Origin of the sequence: Oxynema mangrovii CENA135, assembly GCF_016632315.1 — a bacterium.
In the GTDB taxonomy this organism is placed as follows: Bacteria; Cyanobacteriota; Cyanobacteriia; order Cyanobacteriales; family Laspinemataceae; genus Oxynema; species Oxynema aestuarii.
On sequence record NZ_JAEOXH010000001.1, the window covers coordinates 2,390,612 to 2,410,860 of the forward strand.

19 protein-coding genes and 1 tRNA gene are annotated in these 20,249 nt (G+C 52.5%); 11 read left to right on the top strand and 9 right to left on the bottom strand.

Annotated elements, in window-relative coordinates; translation table 11 throughout:
• The first annotated feature begins 80 nt into the window (after positions 1–80).
• Entirely contained in the window at positions 81–929 is an 849-nt protein-coding gene (locus tag JJD41_RS09425) for an SPFH domain-containing protein (RefSeq protein WP_200665692.1), read from the top strand.
• Between the two features lie 102 nt (positions 930–1,031).
• Positions 1,032–2,183, top strand: a complete 1,152-nt coding sequence (locus JJD41_RS09430; RefSeq protein WP_200665693.1) for a glycosyltransferase — start codon at positions 1,032–1,034, stop codon at positions 2,181–2,183.
• On the opposite strand, the gene JJD41_RS09435 is transcribed toward JJD41_RS09430, so the two are convergent.
• From JJD41_RS09435 to JJD41_RS09455, 5 genes are all read right to left on the bottom strand, one after another.
• Positions 2,180–3,382, bottom strand: a complete 1,203-nt coding sequence (locus JJD41_RS09435; RefSeq protein WP_200665694.1) for an aminotransferase class V-fold PLP-dependent enzyme — start codon at positions 3,380–3,382, stop codon at positions 2,180–2,182. The two genes, JJD41_RS09430 and JJD41_RS09435, sit on opposite strands and share 4 nt — an antisense overlap.
• Positions 3,383–3,462: 80 nt before the next feature.
• Positions 3,463–3,534: transfer RNA gene (locus JJD41_RS09440), tRNA-Asn, on the bottom strand.
• A gap of 101 nt (positions 3,535–3,635) precedes the next feature.
• Positions 3,636–4,181, bottom strand: coding sequence for an NYN domain-containing protein (locus JJD41_RS09445; protein WP_168569638.1), 546 nt, complete (start codon positions 4,179–4,181; stop codon positions 3,636–3,638).
• A 102-nt stretch (positions 4,182–4,283) separates the two neighbouring features.
• Entirely contained in the window at positions 4,284–4,988 is a 705-nt protein-coding gene (locus tag JJD41_RS09450; protein WP_200665695.1) for an energy-coupling factor ABC transporter ATP-binding protein, read from the bottom strand.
• Positions 4,985–5,284, bottom strand: a complete 300-nt coding sequence (locus JJD41_RS09455; RefSeq protein WP_370583773.1) for a hypothetical protein — start codon at positions 5,282–5,284, stop codon at positions 4,985–4,987. The genes JJD41_RS09450 and JJD41_RS09455 overlap by 4 nt, the downstream gene beginning before the upstream one ends.
• Before the next feature lie 115 nt (positions 5,285–5,399).
• On the opposite strand from JJD41_RS09455, the gene JJD41_RS25300 reads away from it, so the two are divergent.
• The 7 genes from JJD41_RS25300 to cysK all read left to right on the top strand — a co-directional run bounded on the left by JJD41_RS25300 (position 5,400) and on the right by cysK (position 13,599).
• Positions 5,400–5,528 (top strand): hypothetical protein, encoded by a 129-nt coding sequence (locus JJD41_RS25300; protein ID WP_255547261.1) that lies wholly within the window; start codon positions 5,400–5,402, stop codon positions 5,526–5,528.
• A gap of 201 nt (positions 5,529–5,729) precedes the next feature.
• Complete coding sequence (gene psbD / locus JJD41_RS09460) at positions 5,730–6,788, top strand: photosystem II D2 protein (photosystem q(a) protein) (protein WP_168569640.1); 1,059 nt, start codon at positions 5,730–5,732, stop codon at positions 6,786–6,788.
• A 650-nt stretch (positions 6,789–7,438) separates the two neighbouring features.
• Positions 7,439–7,720, top strand: a complete 282-nt coding sequence (locus JJD41_RS09465) for a 4a-hydroxytetrahydrobiopterin dehydratase (protein WP_200665696.1) — start codon at positions 7,439–7,441, stop codon at positions 7,718–7,720.
• A gap of 172 nt (positions 7,721–7,892) precedes the next feature.
• A complete protein-coding gene (locus tag JJD41_RS09470; protein WP_370583774.1) occupies positions 7,893–9,554 on the top strand; it encodes an HD domain-containing phosphohydrolase in 1,662 nt (553 codons plus the stop codon).
• 386 nt (positions 9,555–9,940) lie between these two features.
• Positions 9,941–11,611, top strand: coding sequence for an iron uptake porin (locus tag JJD41_RS09475; protein WP_200665698.1), 1,671 nt, complete (start codon positions 9,941–9,943; stop codon positions 11,609–11,611).
• A 433-nt stretch (positions 11,612–12,044) separates the two neighbouring features.
• Positions 12,045–12,482, top strand: a complete 438-nt coding sequence (locus JJD41_RS09480) for an RrF2 family transcriptional regulator (protein ID WP_168569647.1) — start codon at positions 12,045–12,047, stop codon at positions 12,480–12,482.
• Positions 12,483–12,636: 154 nt separating this feature from the next.
• A complete protein-coding gene (gene cysK, locus JJD41_RS09485) occupies positions 12,637–13,599 on the top strand; it encodes a cysteine synthase A (RefSeq protein ID WP_168569648.1) in 963 nt (320 codons plus the stop codon).
• Positions 13,600–13,769: 170 nt separating this feature from the next.
• Here cysK and JJD41_RS09490 read toward each other — a convergent pair whose 3' ends face one another.
• From JJD41_RS09490 to JJD41_RS09500, 3 genes are all read right to left on the bottom strand, one after another.
• Complete coding sequence (locus JJD41_RS09490) at positions 13,770–14,567, bottom strand: hypothetical protein (RefSeq protein ID WP_234488568.1); 798 nt, start codon at positions 14,565–14,567, stop codon at positions 13,770–13,772.
• Between the two features lie 489 nt (positions 14,568–15,056).
• On the bottom strand, positions 15,057–16,976 hold the full coding sequence (locus JJD41_RS09495) for a hypothetical protein (RefSeq protein WP_200665700.1): 1,920 nt from the start codon (positions 16,974–16,976) through the stop codon (positions 15,057–15,059).
• A gap of 62 nt (positions 16,977–17,038) precedes the next feature.
• On the bottom strand, positions 17,039–17,281 hold the full coding sequence (locus JJD41_RS09500) for a hypothetical protein (protein WP_200665701.1): 243 nt from the start codon (positions 17,279–17,281) through the stop codon (positions 17,039–17,041).
• A gap of 55 nt (positions 17,282–17,336) precedes the next feature.
• On the opposite strand from JJD41_RS09500, the gene JJD41_RS09505 reads away from it, so the two are divergent.
• Both JJD41_RS09505 and JJD41_RS09510 read left to right on the top strand, forming a co-directional pair.
• On the top strand, positions 17,337–18,038 hold the full coding sequence (locus JJD41_RS09505) for a J domain-containing protein (protein ID WP_200665702.1): 702 nt from the start codon (positions 17,337–17,339) through the stop codon (positions 18,036–18,038).
• A gap of 104 nt (positions 18,039–18,142) precedes the next feature.
• Positions 18,143–19,015 (top strand): 6-pyruvoyl trahydropterin synthase family protein, encoded by an 873-nt coding sequence (locus tag JJD41_RS09510; protein ID WP_200665703.1) that lies wholly within the window; start codon positions 18,143–18,145, stop codon positions 19,013–19,015.
• Between the two features lie 304 nt (positions 19,016–19,319).
• Here JJD41_RS09510 and JJD41_RS09515 read toward each other — a convergent pair whose 3' ends face one another.
• Positions 19,320–20,240 (bottom strand): class I SAM-dependent methyltransferase, encoded by a 921-nt coding sequence (locus tag JJD41_RS09515; protein ID WP_200665704.1) that lies wholly within the window; start codon positions 20,238–20,240, stop codon positions 19,320–19,322.
• Between the last annotated feature and the right edge of the window lie 9 nt (positions 20,241–20,249).

The following is a 20,249-nucleotide window of genomic DNA, read 5'->3' on the forward strand; positions in this document are numbered from 1 at the left end:
TGGCGATTCCTACTGCCTTCGTGAGCGATCGCTCCTTCCGGGGTCGGGCGATCGGCGTAGGAATCCTTTAAAATGACAACATGGATACAGTTTTAGGTTTTTTAGTCCCGATTATCTTTGCCGCTTTTGGTTATACCGCAAGCGGTTTTAAAGTCGTCAACGAAGGGAACGAAGCCCTCGTCGAACGGTTGGGGAAATTCAACCGCAAATTAGGCCCGGGGGTTAACTTTGTCTGGCCGTACTTAGAAACCATCGTCCTCGAAGATACAGTACGGGAACAAGTCTTAGACGTTCCTCCCCAAAATGCAATTACCAAAGATAATGTCGCCATTAAAGTCGATGCCGTCGTTTATTGGAAAATCGTAGATTTGCGTAAAGCCTATTACGAAATTAACAACGTCGATTTGGCTATTAAAAATTTAACCTTGACGACGTTGCGATCGACCATCGGCCAAATGAAATTGCAAGAAACCTTTTATTCTACCGATCAAATTAACAAATCGGTTTTGAGAAATTTAGACCAAGAAACTGCATCGTGGGGGTTAAAAGTTCTCCGAATCGAAGTCCAAGACCTCGACCCGCCAGCCACGGTGTTAGAGTCGATGGAACAAGAACAAGCGGCAGAAATTAAAAAGCGGGCGGCTATTTTAGAAGCCGAAGCCACCGCCGAAGCCATGGCTCACATTCTCCAAACCCTCGATACCAAACTCGGCAGCGAAGAAATTCTTAAATATTTAATTGCCAAACGCTATGTAGATGCGAACGAACATCTCGGAAAAAGTCCCAATTCTAAAGTAATTTTTATGGACCCGAAAGCACTCTCTCAAGCATTGGCGGAATTAATTCAAATGCCTCCTCATTCCCCGTCGAGCAATTCAGCTAATGGTAATTCGCCGAATGGGGGAAACTCCGGTCAGGGTCAGCCGTAGGGAAAAGATCGAGCATTCAATGAAGCTACAAATGCTTCAGATCGGCTAAGTTGAGTGCAAACGCTTATCGATAACGTTGTCAATTCAATCGGTAAATTGTCGATGTCCGATCCTGTCGTCGTCGTTTTTAGTAGCCTGTTACTTCCTCCGTCCCAAACGTTTATCCTCGCTCAAGGGGAGATGTTGGCACGTTTTCAAGCCCATTATGTCGGTTCCCGGCGGGTTCCCGGTCTGGATTTACCCCCGGAACGAACTTGGGTGGTCAATCGCGGGGGATCCCTGGGGAATTTGCGCGAAGCCTGGTTTAAACTGTCGGGATTCGATCGCCCCCTCCAGCAACACCTGCAACAGCTTTCCCCGGCGTTAATCCACGCTCAATTTGGCCTGAGTGGCGCCTTGGCCTTGCCGTTGGCGCGATCGCTCAAAATTCCCTTAATCGTCCATTTCAGAGGCGCCGACGCCACGATAAAAGAAGAAATTGCCCGCTATTCCTCCCTCAATCACTGGATTTATTTCCGGCGGCGCGATCGCCTCCAACGGGAAACCCAATTATTTCTCACCGTTTCCAAATTTATTAAAGAAAAACTGATCGAACAGGGATTCCCCCCGGAAAAAATTGTCGCCCACTATCACGGCGTCGATACCGCCCAATTTAACCCCGACCCGAATCTCCCTCGCGAACCCGTCGTCTTGTTCGTCGGTCGCCTCACGGAAAAAAAAGGATGCGACGATCTCATCCAAGCGATGGCAAAAGTCCAACAAGACACTCCCGAGGTCGAACTCGTCCTCATCGGCGACGGTCCGTTACGCGCCACTTTAGAAACCCAAGCCCGTCAATCCCTCAAAAAATACCGCTTTCTCGGGGTTCAACCCCACTCGGTCGTCAAAGAGTGGATGAATCGAGCGCGCCTCCTCGCCACCCCCAGCATCACCGCCTCGGAAGGGGATTCCGAAGGGTTGCCCAACGTCGTTTTAGAAGCGCAAGCAATGGGATTGCCCATCATCGCCACCCTTCACGCCGGAATTCCCGAAGCGGTGATCGACAACGAAACCGGGTTACTCGCGGCGGAACGCGATCCAGACGCCCTCGCCGCTTATGCGTTGCGCTTGTTACGAGACCCGGATCTGTGGCAGCGTTTCAGCGTCAAGGGGCGCCAGCACGTCTGCGCCCATTTCGATCGCGCCACCCAAACTCGGGTGTTAGAGGCGATGTACGAGAGTGTCTTGGACAAAGTGCGGGATCGTCCTCTTTAAACTGCCAACAATTCCCTCAAAGCTTGCGCCAGTTTGCGATATTGTTCGATTGAATTATAAAGTTGCGCCGAGAGTCGTAGCACGCAGCCCGGACGATCGATCGCAGGCATAATTTTCGTTTGAATCTGGTAGCGATCGCGCAATTGCCGTTCCAAACTAGAGGCGCGATCGGCCCTAACCCCTTCCGGTAAAGGAATCGACGCCATCGAGGCGATGAGTTCGTCGGGACAGGGGAGGGCAACATCTAACGCCTCGACTACCATTTGACGCGCTTCTAACACTAAAGCGCGGTTTCTCGCCATCACGGCGTCCCAACCGCCGGGAAGCAGGGAAGCGATGAAGTCAATCGCCACGGGAACGCTCAAATACGCACTCGGATCGTCGGTTCCAGTCCATTCAAATTCCAGTTGAAAGCGAGTGCGATCGCGTCGCGTTGAATTGGCGCCGTGACTGATACTCAGAGGTCGAATTTGCGCCTGTTTGTCGCGTCTGACGTAGAGAAACGCCGATCCTTTGGGCGCGCACAGCCATTTATGGCAATTTCCGGTATAGTACGCCACCCCCATCTCGCTTAAGGAGTCGGCGACGGCCCCGGGACCTTGGGCGCCATCGACCAGGGTGTCGATCCCGCGTTCGTTCAGTTCTCGGACTAATGAAGGAACGGGAAACACTAAGGCGGTGACACTGGTGACGCGATCGAGTAACACTAATTTCGTGTTCGGCGACACCCGCGCCATCACCGCTTCTATAATCGCATCGGCACTGGCGACGGGAAAGGGAATCTCGGCGACGACGACCCGCGCCTTCGCCCGTCGTGCTGCAAATTCTAAGGCGTTGCGACTGGCGTTATATTCGTGGGTGGTGGTGAGTAATTCGTCCCCCGGTTCAAAGCAGAGCGATCGCAAAACCGTATTGACCCCGGCAGTCGCATTGGGAACGAACGCCAGATCTTGAGGGTCGGCCCCGACAAATTGCGCTAAATGTTTTTGCGCAGCATCTAAAAGCGGCTCGAAGGCTTCAGTAAAAAAATGCATCGGTTGCCGTTCCATCTGCCGTTGAAAGTCCTGTTGCGCCGCTAATACAGCCAACGGACAAGCGCCAAAGGAGCCGTGGTTGAGAAAGCTGACCTTGGGATCCAATCCCCAATAGCGATCGAATGCGGTCGGGGAAGGGTCGTAAATCGAAGAAAGATCGGACATAAAAAAACGGGGTTCTAGAGTGCGGATTCGAGGTCGTTTTTCAACCTTCAATCCTTACATCTAAAACCCCATTTTTAGAACTCCCCGGGTAGGATTCGAACCTACGACCAATCGGTTAACAGCCGACCGCTCTACCACTGAGCTACCGAGGAATGCAAGCTCGCCGCTTTCGCGACCTTAGTAATAATAACCACAAACACCCCAAGATGGCAAGGGTTTTTTAAAAAAAATTTTTCCCCGGCTGGTTGATGGGCTAAAGACCCATTCTTAATTGGCTCAGACGCCGTTGAGATTCGGCATCGAGTCCGGAAATGAGAAAGCGGCTCGACGGTTGTTTGCGCGGCTGGTATTTGCGTCTTCGCTTGGAGGTCGTCGCTTCGACGGCTCTAGATAACTGATGGGCTGACATCCATTCGGCGCCGTAACCGACGGCGGTCAGTTGCAAGGCGCGGTCTGAGGTGGCGACGATCAGGCGCTGGGAACGGGTGTGAACTTCCCGTTTGAGTACGGCGCAGGTTCTTTCGATGAAGGAATCGGCAGTTTGATTGAAGTCGGTGTAATAGACCGAGAGGTTTTGGGTGACGATCTGGCGATCGCACCGGGCATCGCGATACTGGGAATCGAAGACGATCCGAGTATCGAGTCCTTCGTAAGCCCCGTAGTTGACCAGGGCTTCGATCAGTTCTTCTCTAGAGGCTTCTAAGCCTTCGCGATCGCGAGTCTGTTTGAGCGAAGGCCAAATCCCGATGATGTTGTAACCATCTACGAGCAAGACAGCTCGCCGTGAGGAGCGCAGCATGATTTTTCATTTAAAATTCTTTAAGATTTTTATAGTTTACACTAGGTTTTTTTAAGCTTTTATCAAATTGAAAAGGGGGCGGCGGGCGATCGCCCCTCGCTGCTAGGATTGCGAGTTTTTTTCGCAATCCGTCGATCGTTTTTTGAGGGTTTCCGGATCGCCCTGGGCCACTACTTTTCCTCCTTCGAGGAGAAATGCGCCGTCGCAGTAGTCCAGCTCGTCTAAGCGGTGGGTGACCCATAACGCCGTCATCCCCCGGGTCTTGACCAAATGGCGGACTTGGGCGACGAGATCGAGTTGGCTGTCGGGATCGAGCAGGGCCGTGGGTTCGTCGCATAACAGCACTTCGCAATGTCCCGCGATCGCCCCGGCAATGGCAATCCGTTGTTTTTGCCCGCCACTGAGGGCGTAAATCGGGCGTCGTTCCAATTCGAGCAGGTTGACCGCCGCCAGGGCCTCGCGCACGCGATCGCGGATCTGGACGAAGGACAGCTTCTCGCGCACCAAGCCAAACGCCACATCTGCCCCTACGGTGGGCATGACGAGCTGGTGATCCGGATTTTGGAAGACGAAGCCCACCGACCCGGCGATCTCGACGTCGCCACTCGCCGGGGTCAGTAAATTCGCCAAAAGCCGCAATAAGGTCGATTTACCACTGCCGTTGGTGCCTAAGAGCATCCAAAACTCGCCTTTGGGAACCTCCAGCGAACAAGAGCGCAAAACCTCCGCCCCACTCGGCCACTGGAAGCAGAGGTCCGTCACTCGAATCGCCGGAACCTTCTTGAGATCGAGGTTTTCGCAGCTCATGAGGTCAGCGCGGCAAATCCGGGGGCTTTCCCCGTGGTCGAGGTTCCGGTTTTCTCAGCCATTTGCACCGCAGCAATTTCACTGGCGAGGACGGCGACTCGTTTGCCGGGAATTTTGTCGCAGGTCAGTTCGAGAAGTTCGCTGCTGCCGCTACGGATGGCATTGAGGACGCGATCGTAAACTTCTCGGGCTTCTTCTTCGCTCTTGCGTTGTACCGACAAGGGCAAGGGGCTGTTTTTCACGGTCAAGTCAATCGTGTACATCGGCGTAATCTTAATAAAACGATCGGTTTTCACTCTTGCCAAAATCTTAGCATTCACCCGTGGGGGCAATCCCGAGGGCGATCGCCGCCGGGAGGCGATCGCCCGTCACTCTAAAACCATGTCGTCTTTTTCAGTGTAAAATCCCTCGATGCCCGTCTCTATAACTCTCGAAGCGATCGCCGTCGCCCCCGAGTCCGTACCGCTTCTCCCGGGAAAACATCCGTTAAAAAATTTGTCGGCTCCCCCACGCGATCGGGTAAATCGCGTCAAAATATAAAATACCTGACTTGCCAGGGGGGGGTTTAAAAAATGAGGACCGTTCCCCTATAATGAGAAACATAGTAAAGAAACGTAAACTCCCCTACCCAGTCAACTCGTTTTCTGGTATGGCTCGTTTTCTACTGTGGGCAAGTCAACGGCGAGCCGGAGTTACGTAAATGAAAGCCCACGTACTTATATCTATTTGGAGAATTGCGTTATGACCATTGCAGTCGGACGCGCACAGACAGAGCGAGGATGGTTTGACGTCCTCGACGACTGGCTGAAACGCGATCGCTTCGTCTTCATCGGCTGGTCCGGCCTGCTGCTGTTTCCCTGCGCCTACCTGGCCCTGGGAGCTTGGCTCACCGGAACCACCTTCGTCACCTCCTGGTACACCCACGGACTGGCCTCCTCCTACCTGGAAGGCTGCAACTTCCTCACCGTGGCCGTTTCCACCCCTCCCAACAGCTTGGGTCACTCCCTACTGTTCCTCTGGGGTCCGGAAGCTCAAGGGGACTTCACTCGCTGGTGTCAACTCGGCGGCTTGTGGACGTTTACCGCCCTCCACGGTGCTTTCGGCCTGATCGGCTTCTGCCTGCGTCAGCTCGAAATCGCCCGTCTCGTCGGCGTTCGTCCTTACAACGGCCTGGCCTTCACCGGACCGATTGCCGTGTTCGTCAGCGTCTTCTTGATGTACCCCCTGGGACAGTCCGGTTGGTTCTTCGCCCCCAGCTTCGGCGTGGCGGCGATCTTCCGCTTCCTGCTGTTCCTGCAAGGGTTCCACAACTGGACCCTCAATCCCTTCCACATGATGGGAGTGGCCGGGGTTCTCGGTGGGGCGCTTTTGTGTGCCATTCACGGCGCGACCGTGGAAAACACCTTGTTTGAAGACGGCGACAAAGCCAACACCTTCCGCGCTTTCGAGCCGACCCAAGCGGAAGAAACCTACTCGATGGTGACCGCCAACCGTTTCTGGTCTCAAATCTTCGGGATTGCTTTCTCCAACAAACGTTGGTTGCACTTCTTCATGCTGTTCGTCCCGGTCACGGGCCTGTGGATGTCTTCGATTGGCATCGTCGGCTTGGCCCTGAACCTGCGCGCTTATGACTTCGTTTCTCAGGAGTTGCGCGCGGCGGAAGACCCGGAATTTGAAACCTTCTACACCAAGAACATTTTGTTGAACGAGGGGATCCGTTCTTGGATGGCTCCTCAAGACCAACCGCATCAGAATTTCGAGTTCCCCGAAGAAGTTCTGCCTCGCGGTAACGCTCTGTAATCGGGAAATTTCGTTAATATTTCTCGTCGAATCAACCCCCTGCCTGACCGAGGCGGGGGTTATTTTTTCGGGAATCCAAGAGAAAATACGGCGATCGCGCGGCATTTTTTGAACTTGTGTGTTATGCTATGCCCAACATTCTTGAAACACGCACCGTTTAGGGTTAAAGGAGGTGATGCCCATGCAAGATAGTAGTAAACGCTTGGGTCATCAGTTTGAACTCGGTCGGCTGTGCGCCGGGGCTGTTCTCTAAATGCCCGTCTGAATTTTTGAATCGATCGCGCGATCGATTTCGATCTTTCAGACTCGCTGGGGGTTCCTCCCGGCAGTCAGACTTCAAACTGAAGACCCGCTACACCGCTCCCATCATTGGTGTCCCAGGTTCGCCCTGGATCGCCCCCGATGGGAGCGGATAGTCTTTTTTGAGGGATAATTCTCACCAGTGGAGCGACTCTGATGCGATCGCCTCGTTCGTGATTGTTATAATTAGCCCAGCGCCCAACTCGCGAACTGGATTGAGGTTAGCGGCGATCCCTACCGCAAGGCAGAGCATTGGAGCCGCCTCCTCAAGCGATTTCGCGATCGCGCCACGCCATCGGTTCGAGCGATCCCCGTGGCTAGTCGAGTGTAGATTCAGAAATTAAATACAGATGGCCGAGTTACTCAACTCCGAACAAATCCAAAGCGCTTTAAGCGAACTCTCCGGCTGGACCGTCGAAGGGAAAACCCTACAGTGCGAACGAACCTTTAAAGATTTTATCGAGGCGATCGCCTTCGTCAATCGCTTGGTCGATCCGGCGGAACGCGCACGACACCATCCCGACCTGGCCATTTCTTACAACCGAGTCAAGATTACTCTAACCACCCACGATGCCGGAGGGTTAACCGCAAATGATTTTGAAATGGCTAAGGTCATTTCCCAAATCTCCTGAGCAGCCCTTTGGTGGGCGATCGCACGGCATTCTCACCCAGCCAGCTTCTCAAGCGCAAGCCCCCGGACGCCTCCAGTTCGACTCCGAACGGCGAGATCGACGCGACCGGGCGTTTTGGCCAATCTGGCGGGTGTACAATGATTGAGGTCTAGCTGTGAATAGCCATCAGAGAGTGAACCATCCCCCAATCCGGGCCCTTAACCATCCAGAAGATCTCGAATTGGAAGCCAGTACCCGCACGGAACTCGTCGAGCAGCTTTTGGATATCGGTGCGGCGCTTTCAAGTACCTACGACTTGGGCGAGCTGCTGACGTTGATCTTGACGAAAAGCCGAGAGCTTACATGCAGCGATGCGGGGAGCGTTTACCTGATCGATCGCTCTGATGACATGCCCAAACTCTTATTTAAAGTCGCCCAGAACGAATCGAGACCGAACGTTTCCTTCCGAGAATTTGCCCTTCCCCTCACCCGCCAAAGCCTCACGGGATACGTCGCGCTCACCGGGGAAAGTTTGAATTTACCCGATGCCTACCACTTACCGGAAGCCGTGCCGTACCAGCTCGATCGCACCCTCGATCGCGACATCGGCTATCATACCCGTTCTGTGCTGACGCTGCCCATGCAAAATCGCCAGGGGGAAACCATCGGCGTCGTCCAACTGATCAATCGCAAACTCGATCCGAGCTTGACCGTCAATCCGGAGAACGTGTTGGAGGTCACTCAACCCTATTCCGAATGGGAAGAGCGGATCGTGCGATCGCTCGCCAGTCAAGCGGCGATTTCGATCGAGCGCAATCAACTGCAAGAAAGCATCGAAAATTTATTTGAAGGCTTCGTCAAAGCCTCCGTGCAAGTGATCGAAGCCCGGGATCCTTGTACCCGAGGCCATTCCGAGCGCGTTGCCGAGCTGACCGTGCGCTTGAGCGAACAAGCCAACAGCGTCACCAATGGCCCACTCCGAGAGGTGTGCTTCAGCGATCGCCAAATCCAAGAAATCCGTTACGCCGCCTTACTCCACGATTTCGGCAAAGTGGGCGTTCCGGAAGCGATCCTGGTCAAACAGAAGAAATTATATCAAGGGCAGATCGATGTCATTCGCCATCGTTTTGGCTTGGCCCGGCGCACCCTGGAAATGGAATGCGCTCAAGCCAAGTACCGTTATTTAATCGAACATCCGAGCCACATCCACGAGCATCCCGAAACGGTTTGCCCGCACTGTCAAGAGTTGCAAGTCCTGGATGCCCAGTTGGCCCGAGATATCGACCAACTCGATCGCTACTGGGATGTCCTGTTAGAGGCAAACGAACCCCGTATTTTAGCAGAAGAGCCTTTAGCTCGTCTTCAAGAGTTAGCCCAATTCACCTACCGAGATATTGACGGTCAATTAAAACCGCTCATCTCCAAGGAGGAAATGGCACAACTGATGGTTCACAAAGGAAATTTAACTCCCGAGGAGCGATTGGCGATCGAGTATCACGTCACCCATACCTACGAATTCCTCAAGCGAATTCCTTGGACGAAAGATCTCAAAGACGTACCGACCATCGCCTACGGCCATCACGAAAAACTCGACGGGTCGGGTTATCCCAGAGGCTTAAAAGAGGAGGCCATTCCAATTCAAGCGCAGATTATGACCGTTGCCGATATTTACGACGCGCTGACGGCGGGCGATCGCCCCTACAAGCGCGGTTTACCCGTAGAGGCAGCCTTGAGAATCCTGCGTCAGGAAGCCGATCGCAACAAAATTAATGCCGACTTATTAGATTTGTTCGAGCATCGTCAAGTGTTTTCTGTGTTGGGACACAGTTTGGAAGTCGAACTCGAAACGGCCTGAACCTCGATTCGAGCGATCGGCGATCGGTAAACTTCCCATACGGAACCTGCAACCCCTCGATCCAGTCAATTTTGGCCGGAGGGGGAGCGGGTCGATGCGCCTGCCCGTCGGCAGGATGTGGCTCGGCGATCGTTCCGGCGTCTTCCCATCGGCGCTAGGAAGTTGAAATGGCCTCGGACAAAGACTTACAAGTGAGGCAACCCTCTATTGTAAGGTTGCAACTCAGATAAATCTGTTAATCTATAACAGAAACAGAAGTCAAGAGCCACTGTCTGAAAAACTCTCCAATTCAACCGAAGAGGGATTGCAGTGAGTGGTCTTCGGGTGAATCTACTGTTAAAAACCCGTGAGTCTCTCTACAAACAGGTGTGAGGATAAGAGGGAATATGTCTAAATTAATGTGGAATTCTCTGCTGGTCAGTCCAGCAGTTTTAGGAGCGTTATTCGTTGGCTCGACCGGGGCGATCGCCGCCGAAAGCCAAAGCACGCCAACCCCCGCAAGCGCCGGAACCGAACAGTCCAGCCCACTGCTGGCCCAAGCCACCGGAGAGGTTCTCCAGCAAATCGGCGAGTACAGCCAAGAAGGACGGGGCAGCGCCTCTAGCGGACAAGTCACCTCCGTCTCCCAACTCTCCGACGTCCAGCCCACGGACTGGGCCTTCCAAGCCTTACAATCCCTGGTGGAACGCTACGGCTGTATCGCCGGGTATCCCGACGGCACCTTTCGCGGCAACCGCGCCTTAACCCGCTACGAATTCGCCGCCGGGTTAAACGCCTGTTTGGACGTGATCAACAACCTGATTGCCGCCGCCGTAGACGACGCTCTCAGCAGCGAAGACTTGATTACCCTGCAACGGCTCACCGAAGAATTTCAGGCAGAATTAGCTACCCTCAGAGGACGGGTAGACGCCCTGGAAGTTCGCACTGCCGAACTCGAAGCCAATCAGTTCTCCACGACCACCAAACTGTTTGGCGAATCGATCTTCGCCCTGGCGGGGTCGGAAGGCGGTAACAGCGTCGGCGGCGATACCGATAGCGGCGTCGCTTTCGGGACCCGTACCCGCTTGAACTTCGATACGAGCTTTACCGGAAGAGACTTGCTGCGAACTCGCTTGCAAGTCACCACCCTCGACTCGTTCTCCGGAACCAACACCTTCACCCCCGAAGGCGACCTTAAATTTGCGGCAGATCCTTACGAAGAAGGCAGCACCACCGTCGCCTTAGATACCTTACTCTACAGCGTTCCCGTCGGCGACGCCCAAGTCGTCTTTATAGCCAATGCCGGAGCTGTTGACGATTTTGCCAGCACCATCAACCCCCTCGACGGCGACGGCGGCAGTGGCGCCCTGTCTCGTTTCGGAACTCGCGCCCCGATTTATAACTTGGTTCGCGGTTCCGGTGTGGGCTTGACCTACGACGCCGGGATGGCCGAAGTCAGCTTGGGTTACTTGGCGGAAAATGCTTCGAGTCCGACGCGCCGCAACGGTCTGTTTGACGGTCCCTACGGCGCTTTGGCTCAATTGGTGTTCAAACCCGTCAACGGCTTGAAATTGGGTCTGACCTACGTCAACGCCTACCGAACCGACATGCAAACGGGTAGCCAATTCGCGACCCCGGTCGAATCGATCGCCCCGCCGGATGGCTTGTCCACGATTACTAATGCCTACGGCGTCCAATTGGGCTACGATAGCGGCACCTTCGCCTTGGGCGGTTGGGCCGGATACACCAACGCCCGCATCCTCGACGAAGGAATCAAAGGCGACCAAGGAATCTTTAACTGGGCTGTCACTCTCGGCGTTAACGCCGGACCTCCGGGAAGCCAAGCGGGTCTGGTCGTCGGTATGGAACCGAAAGTGGTTCGTTCTTACAACGATCAAGATTTAGAAGGCGCTCTCGAAGATGCGGATACCTCCCTCCACATCGAAGGGTTCTATCAGTACCAGTTGACCGAGAATATCGCCATTACTCCCGGTTTCATCTGGCTGACGGCGCCGGATCATGACGATCAAAACGATGACGTGGTGATCGGGACGATTCGTACCACTTTCCGCTTCTAGATCTTTAAAGTTCCGTCGATCGCCGATCGCCTGACGGTCGCGATCGACGGTCGATAACAGCCATGACGCCCCGCCTCGCGCGGGGCGTTTTCCATTGGCAACCCGGTTGGGGCGAACGATCCGGAAAAATCCGGCTCGTTGGAACTCCGAGGAATTTAGGCGACCGACCCCGGGAGAAACCTGCAAAGTCCAGTGGAAAACCGGGGTATAATAGAACGAATCGCGCGATCGCGCTCGAATCAGTTATGAGGATAAATAGCAATGTCAAGTTAGTCCCGAGGGATCCGGTATTTCCTTCGCTTGGCCCGAGTTTTGAATCTTTCCTACCTACAACCGCGCGCGATCGGCCTCGATCCCCGAAGTCTTGAAACTCGGCGATCGGCACTCGTGCGATCGTCTCCCTTGACTTTTCAAATACCCTCTATTTTGGCCTGTGGAACTTTCTTGTAAAAGTGAATATGCCCTGCTAGCTTTACTAGAGCTAGCCGATCGCTACGATCGCGGCGAACCCCAACAAATTCGGCAAATAGCCGCTCAACAAAATATCCCCGACCGATATTTAGAGCAGCTTTTGGCAACCTTACGCCGTTGCGGGATCGTTCGCAGTCAACGAGGCGCAAAAGGTGGCTATTTACTCGCACGAGAACCTTGGAAAATTACTTTATTAGAAGTCGTCGGTTGTATTGAGGGCTTGGACGCCACCTCGTCAGAGGAAGAATCTGCCCTGCGCAGTGTAGAAACGGCTGTGGTTCGCGATATTTGGCAGGAAGCTTGTGAAGCCTCGAATGCGGTTTTGCAAAAATACACGCTTCAAGATTTATGCACCCAGAGGGATGCGCGACAGCAGCTCAATATTATGTATTACATTTAGTTAAAACGTCGTCCTCAGCCTTAATATTTTTCTCAATCCCCACAATTTGAGGACGATCGACGGTAGGTTTTATTGTTGCCGATGTCGAATGTAGTTTACTGCAATCGAAAGCGGAAATAACTGTCCATTCAACGATTACCCTTAAAAAATTCTTATGCGTATTGCTCGGAACATCACGGAATTAGTCGGTCGGACTCCTTTAGTCGAACTCAATCGCATTCCCCAAGCCGAAGGCTGTGTCGGACGCATTGTCGTCAAGTTAGAAGGCATGAACCCAGCAGCCTCGGTGAAAGATCGCATCGGCGTGAGCATGGTCGAAGCCGCCGAACGAGAAGGTTTGATTACGCCGGGAAAAACGATCTTAGTCGAGCCGACTTCGGGAAATACCGGGATTGCCTTAGCAATGGTTGCCGCCGCCAAGGGCTATCAGTTGATTTTGACCATGCCCGATACCATGAGTACGGAACGGCGATCGATGTTACGGGCCTATGGCGCTCAGCTAGAATTGACCCCCGGTTTTGAAGGCATGAGCGGTGCCATTCGTCGCGCCCAAGAAATTGCGGACAATACGCCCAATTCTTATATGTTGCAGCAGTTTCGCAATCCGGCCAACCCGAAAGTCCACCGCGAAACCACCGCCGAAGAAATTTGGGAAGATACGGACGGTCAAGTCGATATCCTGATTGCGGGGGTGGGAACCGGGGGAACGATTACCGGAATTTCCGAAGTATTGAAACAGAAAAAATCCGGGTTCCGGACGATCGCCGTCGAACCGACCAACAGCCCCGTCTTGTCCGGCGGGCAACCCGGACCGCATAAAATTCAAGGCATCGGTGCGGGTTTCGTTCCCGATGTTTTAAACGTAGACTTGATTGACGAAGTGGTCACGGTCAGCGATGACGAGGCGATCGCTTACGGTCGGCGCCTCGCCCGCGAAGAAGGCTTACTTTCCGGGATTTCCTCCGGCGCCGCCCTCTGTGCGGCTATCCGCGTCGCGCGGCGATCGGAAAACGAAGGCAAATTGATCGTCATGATTCAGCCGAGTTTCGGGGAACGCTACTTGAGTACGCCTCTGTTCCAAGATCCCGAACTGAGCGTTTCAGCCGTTGGTAGTTAGTCGGACAAACCGTCGCATTCATGACACCATAAATCAATCACTCTGGCAGGTAACATACCTGCCTTTTGGCTCATCCGATCTCAAGAAATTTCCATAAAAAAAGCGCACGCGGTTCAAAGCGTGCGCTTTTTTCTAAGTTAGAAACTTAACTCGGGCGATGAGATTGAGCTTTAGTCAAAGCTATCAAACTCAAGTCCAGTTTGTTTGTAAACTTGAAGCTGAATCAAGCTGACATTGCGGTAGCGAACGAATCCAGCACCACGGATTTGGAACGAAGAGCGCAATAACCCATCCGCCGAACGACCGACAGGAGAAGCGGCAAAACGAACCAAGAAGCGAATCTGAGACGCTTTCAGCCCGCGCAATCCAGCAATGATATCCGCATCAGTCCGACCCGTACCGACTAAGCCGACAAACTCCGTGCTATTGAAGCCCGTTAAGATATCGACTCCGGCACCATTAAACGCCGCTTCCGCCGCACTGAGAATACCAACCGTATCTCCACGTAACAGAGCCGCTTGAACCAAAGGCGTGGCGAGCAACTGCTCGACCGGGATTCCCGTTCTCAAGGACAGACCATTCAAGTAGTCGAGAACCGCTTGCGGGACCGCCGGACCGGGAGGAGTCACCGGAGGCGTTACCGGAGGAGTCACCGGAGGAGTCACCGGAGGAGTCACCGGAGGAGTCACCGGAGGAGTCACCGGAGGCGTTACCGGAGGCGTTACCGGAGGCGTTACCGGAGGAGTCACCGGAGGCGTTACCGGAGGAGTCACCGGAGGAGTCACCGGAGGCGTTACCGGAGGAGTCACCGGAGTACCGATGGGAACCGCCGGAGTAATTGGAATCGTTGGCGCAATCGGGGAGATCGGGGATTGAGCCTCAGCAGGCTTGGCTCCCGTGAGATTGACCACGGAAGCAGCAGCCGCCGCTACCCCGACAAATAAAAGTTTTGTTCCTGAAGCTTGCAAATTTGAGAATCGCTGTTTTCCGTTCATAAGACCACGTTCCGCTATGTACTCCTAATATAAATAGGAGAGGAAGCAGTGCGGTTATTACCACTTCCTATGGACAGTTAACCTGGTTTTCAACCAATTGGCCCACAAACCAGGCAAAAGCTATTCGGACTGCCCGTAAAATGCTCGTGCAAACACTCTTGAGAGTCCTTAGCAAAGACGCTTACCATCTTAACCCACCCAGATGTTGGCGATAATTGGCAGCGTCGGCATTGTGCGTGCTGTTGCTAAGCCTTACTAGCTACAAGTCGTGGTTTCATTTTGTTTTCCTCACACCTTAAAAGTAATTTAAGCAGGAATTTACGTTACTAGCCAGCTCAGCCAGAATATTGTGACTGACTCACCAAATATTTGGTGTTTTAGTTAGCAAAGCTTAACCTGCCCGATCGCCTCCCTACACTCTAAGGGTTCTAACGATAACGATCGCTCCTATTAATGAGACTTTTAAAAGGAAATACCGTAAACAATACTGAAGTTTAATCGAACCCCGTCTCCCGAGTTACCCGTTACATCGAGGATACCAAAACTCGTAACCAGAGGAACCCTCCTGAATGGTACCACAGATACTCCCAATGTCAAGTCACGACCCGTCCATTCAGCCATCGCCGTCGCTTGATCTCCCATTGTTGTCGCGAAGCTACCAAAAACATTAAACTCCGATCCTCCCAACTCATCATTGGGGTCAAAGTTGCTTTCTGTTCGGAAAATTCCATTCCCCAAACCTAACGAAACGAACGCCAAACTAAAAGGCTTTTCTAAGTCTGGGTTGAGAACTAAGATTTTACTAACAACTCCATAAAAACTACGTCCTGTATCGCTTGCCGCATTGTCCCAATCGACTAAGTTTTGAACTCCCACTCCCACTGCAAAATTATTAGGTAAATTGCGACTGGCTTGCAAACTAATACTACCCGCCCCAAAGTTATTATCTTGTCCCCGTTCGTTCGACAATCCCGTAATCGAAAGGGTTGTTGACAAACCGATGGATTTTTCCGGGTCGCCAAAGCCGATGGAAGCGGCGAAGGCGCCATCTTCGGCGTCGGTGAAGCGGTTGCGCTGGTTGAAGATAAAGCCGACGGATGCATTACCCCAAGAACTACCGAACCCTGTAGGGGTTTGATTGCTAATTGCTGGAAAGGTTCCCGGTTTACCGAGGGCTCTAGCAATTTCGCGCAATTGGTCCCGAGTTAAAGAACTAATTAATAAATCCAAGGTGCGAACTTGCTGACCGGAAAGGATGACATTAGAATCGCCCCTTTCTTCGAGACGTTCGACGAGCGGGAGGAGTTCGTCAACTTGACGCTGTTGCTGCTCGGTCAGATCGAGGTCGCGAGCAAAGCGGAGAATTTGTAAAAGTTCTTGGACTTCCCGTGCAGTAAAACGGCGAGCGGTGGGAACGGGAGGCGGTAGCGTTTCTTCGAGTCGGGCGATTTCTTCTGGGGTGAGTGAGTCGATTAAGGTTTTAATTTGGGTCGCTTGTTCTTCAGTTAAAACAACGATCGCCTCGTCTTCTCTCAAACGTGCTTCTAAACTGGCGACGAGGGAACTAATTTCTGTGTTTTGTTGGGGTCGCAAGTTCAACCGTTGAATTTCTTCGAGGACGGCGACGAGTTCTTGAATTGCTTCTTGAGTCCATCGGTTAGCCACCTCCGGGCGTTCGAGCAGCGACGCTTCTATTTGTTCTCGTTCTCTTTCGCTGAGAGAATCGAGGATTTCTTTGAGTTGTAGGGATTGTCCGGGAGATAAGAAAACTTCGCGATCGCCTTGCGCTTGCAGTTCTTTGAGGTCTTGAATTAAAAGCTGAATTTGAGTGGCTTGAGTCGGTCGAAGTCGCAAGTTTTGAACTTCTTCGAGCAACAAAATAACATCGGCGAGTTCCTGTTGATTTAAAACTGCAATTTCTACTGCGGGAAGTTCGAGAGCGTTTTCCAACTGTTCGATTTCTTCGGGAGTCAGAGATGCGAGCAAGCTTTGAACTTGCCTTGCTTGTCGCTCCGAGACCATCAAAACAGGATCGCCCGTAGCTTTTAAGTCTTCCAACTCATCAATGAGGGTGTTAATTTCTGCTTCTTGTTGCGGTCTGAGTTCGAGATCTCTAATCCCTCTGATGAGAATTAATAATTGCTCTAATTCTTGTTGGGTGTAAGCATTATTGCTCTGAGGCGATTGAGAATCCGTGGGAGGGACGGGTCGGGTATTTTGCTTGCTGCGAGGAAAATCAGTCGGAATGGCGGTAGGTTTGACGTCTAAAGTCGGATCTAATGTCGGGTTGGGACTCGCCAGTCCCATGTCGGATCTGACGACCATTGCCGAACTCAAGCAGGCTAAAAAGCCCAGGCGTAACGCAAGCCGTTTGATTAACACTCGTTCTACTCCCCAATCCCAACATTAAACACGTATCAAGTGAACCATATTGTCCTAGGCCATCACAACCCGCATGGCGAGAAATTTTGACCGCCTTCGATTTTACTGCGATCGCGCAGTTGCTTCGAGTGACGCTGTAGGCGAGGGTAGGTGTTCCCCGACGGAAGCGGTGGAGGACATCGCGCGGCGCCGATGAGGGGTGTCGGATGGCTGGAACCGGGACAATCCGTTCCCAATCTTGATTTATGGTTCGCGGCGATCGCCCCAAATTCCGTAAAATTGGGTGGGAAAGGCGAAAATTTCAAGTGACTTTACAATTGAGGCGATCGTACAGTTGGGCTTTCACCGCTTTAAAGCTTTATGACTCGTGAAAACTATTACCAAACATTAGGGATCGATCCACAAGCAACCCCCGCTCAAATCAAGCAGGCTTATCGACGGTTAGCGAAACAATTTCACCCCGATCGCAATCGGGGAAATGGATCCCACGAACAAATTATCCGAATTAATGCCGCCTATGAAATCTTAGGCGATCCCGAACAGCGCCAAAACTACGATCGCGCCCGGGTTTTTGGAGGATCGCGAGCTTCAAAAGGCGATCGTCAACAGCGCACTGCCAACGCTCAGAGGTCCTATCACGAGTATCGCCAAAGTACCCGCGACCCGGACGAACACTTACAACAATGGCTCAAACAGGTCTATCGTCCGGTCAATCACTTCTTAGCTCGGATTTTGTCATCATTAGATGACGAAATCGACGAACTCGCCGCCGATCCCTTCGATGACGAACTTCTGGGCAATTTTCAAGAATATCTCGATATTTGCCGCAATTTCCTCGCCAAAGCTCAGCACTCCTTTCGTTCGATGCCCAATCCCAGTAACGTTGCTGGCGTCGCCGCTCACTTATACCACTGCCTCAATCAAGTCGGCGACGGGATAGACGAACTCGAATTTTTCACCTTCAACTACGACGAGCATTACCTGCACCGAGGACAAGAACTCTTCAGAATTGCTGCCGGATTGCGGCGGGAAGCCCACGCTGCGATGAAACAAGTCTGGTAAAACCATGGTCGAAGGGCGCGATCGCCGTCAACCGATCCCCGATCGCCGAAAAATTAGTTTATCCTTAAAATTGAACGTCGGTTTACATAAATTTACAAGTTCTCATGAAATGTATTATCAATCGCCGCGCTCGCTTTTCAGCCAGTCATCGTTACTGGCTCGAAGAGCTGAGTGAAGCGGAGAACCAAGAGCGCTTTGGTTTGTGCGCTCGACCGATGGGACACGGGCATAACTACGTCCTCTACGTGTCGATGCAAGGAGAACTCGACGAATACGGTATGGTTCTCAACCTCTCCGACGTCAAACACGTCATCAAAAACGAAGTCACCGGACAACTCGATTTCTCCTTTCTCAACGAAGTTTGGCCGGAATTTCGCCAAACCTTGCCGACCACGGAAAATATGGCTCGTGCGATCTGGCATCGCCTGGCACCTCACTTACCGCTCGTGCGGATTCAACTCTTTGAACATCCCGAACTTTGGGCCGATTACGAAGGAAAAGACATGGAAACGTATCTCACCGTAGGAACTCATTTTAGTGCCGCCCACCGTCTCGCCCGTCCCGATTTAAGTTATGAAGAAAACTGCGAAATCTACGGAAAGTGCGCCCGTCCCAACGGACACGGCCATAACTACCATTTAGAAGTCACCGTTAAAGGCGAAATTGACGAAAGAACCGGGATGCTCGTCGATTTAGTCGCCTTAGAAAAGGCGATCGAAGATAACGTCGTCGAACCGTTCGATCACACCTTCTTAAATTACGATATTTCCTATTTTGCCGATGTCGTACCCACGGCGGAAAATATAGCCATTTATATCGGCCAATTACTGAAAACTCCCCTTAGAGAACTCGGCGCCGAACTGCACAAAGTCAAATTAATTGAAAGTCCGAATAATTCTTGTGAAATTTATGCGGCGGATCTGCCGGAAATGAACAAACCCCTTGAAATTGCCGCGCCCGTGTTTGCAGGGGTGTAATTGAGCCGACCTGTCGAGAGAAAATCTCCTTTTTGTGTCCGCTTTTTTGCGTTCGGTGGAGGCGATCGCCAGTTGAGAAGTTCTATAACATTTCTCAATTCAATGAGGCAAGATCCCCCTACATCCGCCGTTTGAAGGGGGACTTCAGGATCGGGTTCGTACCTCATCGGCTTCACCATTGCTGTATCGATGTCTAAAATCATCTAAAACTGCACGAACATGGGCAGTAATGAGGAGATACGAACAGGGGATTTTTCAATCGAGGGGCGATCGCCCCTCTCTATTTTTTCACCGATAGTTCCGTCTACTTTTTCACCTTAGCGACGATCGTGCGGTGACGGGGCGTACTTTTTTGAATCGTCGGTCTTTCAAATCCCGCGTCCATAATTTCTCGTTCCATATCGAAACAGAAATACCGATCTAAATACGGCTCCGTACTTTTGAGTAAAGTCAAAATATAAGGCGGCATTTTGACATAACTATCCGCTTGGGGATTCATGTCCATAATCGCCAAATGTCCTCCGGGACGCAGCAAGCGCCTTGCTTCGTGCAGAATTTGCCGGGAGGGTTCCTGGGGGAGTTCGTGGAACATCAAACAACTCGAAACCAGATCGAAATGATTCTCCGGGAGTCCGGTGGATTCGGCGGCGGCGTGAACCCAGCGAATCTTTGCACCGCGTTCTTGGCTGCGATAGTCGGCGACGGCTAGAAAATAAGGGGATAAATCGACTCCGGTTAATTCCGCTTGGGGAAAGAGTTCTTGTAATGCAAAGGTACTCATCCCGACGCTACAGCCGAGATCGACGATCGCCCGTGGAGTTTCACTCAATTGGGGTTTGAGTAAATCGTGATAACTCTGACGTAATTTAGCATCGCCGTGGGGATCTTCCCCGGACCAAATCGTGGCGTGAACGGCGTAGGCGGCGACTTCGACCTCGCTGGCGGCTTCCCAACTGAGATTACCTCGTTCGTAGGCGTGAAAGGAACGCAGGTAATAGTCGGGATAGACGAGATCGGGATTTTCAATTTTGGCCATTTCCACGTCCCAATTACGATCGCGCAACGCCTGCGATCGCTCGATCCAAGAAACACCAATTCGTTCGGCCCGTTTAATCATCATTTGGCGCGCTTGGTGTTTGGCAAATTGGGCTAAAGGAGGGATTCCCAGCAAGCCGTTAATGAGTCGCGACGCCAATCCCGGGGGTGGTGGTACAGCTACAGTCATGATGCCGAT

What these genes read in the sequence shown, in the direction of transcription:
- psbD (WP_168569640.1), top strand. Translation starts at nt 5,730, where the DNA reads ATGACCATTGCAGTCGGACGCGCACAGACAGAGCGAGGATGGTTTGAC.
- JJD41_RS09425 (WP_200665692.1), top strand. Translation starts at nt 81, where the DNA reads ATGGATACAGTTTTAGGTTTTTTAGTCCCGATTATCTTTGCCGCTTTT.
- JJD41_RS25300 (WP_255547261.1), top strand. Translation starts at nt 5,400, where the DNA reads ATGCCCGTCTCTATAACTCTCGAAGCGATCGCCGTCGCCCCCGAGTCC.
- JJD41_RS09510 (WP_200665703.1), top strand. Translation starts at nt 18,143, where the DNA reads ATGAAATGTATTATCAATCGCCGCGCTCGCTTTTCAGCCAGTCATCGT.
- JJD41_RS09515 (WP_200665704.1), bottom strand. Translation starts at nt 20,240, where the DNA reads ATGACTGTAGCTGTACCACCACCCCCGGGATTGGCGTCGCGACTCATT.
- JJD41_RS09465 (WP_200665696.1), top strand. Translation starts at nt 7,439, where the DNA reads ATGGCCGAGTTACTCAACTCCGAACAAATCCAAAGCGCTTTAAGCGAA.
- cysK (WP_168569648.1), top strand. Translation starts at nt 12,637, where the DNA reads ATGCGTATTGCTCGGAACATCACGGAATTAGTCGGTCGGACTCCTTTA.
- JJD41_RS09450 (WP_200665695.1), bottom strand. Translation starts at nt 4,988, where the DNA reads ATGAGCTGCGAAAACCTCGATCTCAAGAAGGTTCCGGCGATTCGAGTG.
- JJD41_RS09430 (WP_200665693.1), top strand. Translation starts at nt 1,032, where the DNA reads ATGTCCGATCCTGTCGTCGTCGTTTTTAGTAGCCTGTTACTTCCTCCG.
- JJD41_RS09435 (WP_200665694.1), bottom strand. Translation starts at nt 3,382, where the DNA reads ATGTCCGATCTTTCTTCGATTTACGACCCTTCCCCGACCGCATTCGAT.
- JJD41_RS09505 (WP_200665702.1), top strand. Translation starts at nt 17,337, where the DNA reads ATGACTCGTGAAAACTATTACCAAACATTAGGGATCGATCCACAAGCA.
- JJD41_RS09475 (WP_200665698.1), top strand. Translation starts at nt 9,941, where the DNA reads ATGTCTAAATTAATGTGGAATTCTCTGCTGGTCAGTCCAGCAGTTTTA.
- JJD41_RS09445 (WP_168569638.1), bottom strand. Translation starts at nt 4,181, where the DNA reads ATGCTGCGCTCCTCACGGCGAGCTGTCTTGCTCGTAGATGGTTACAAC.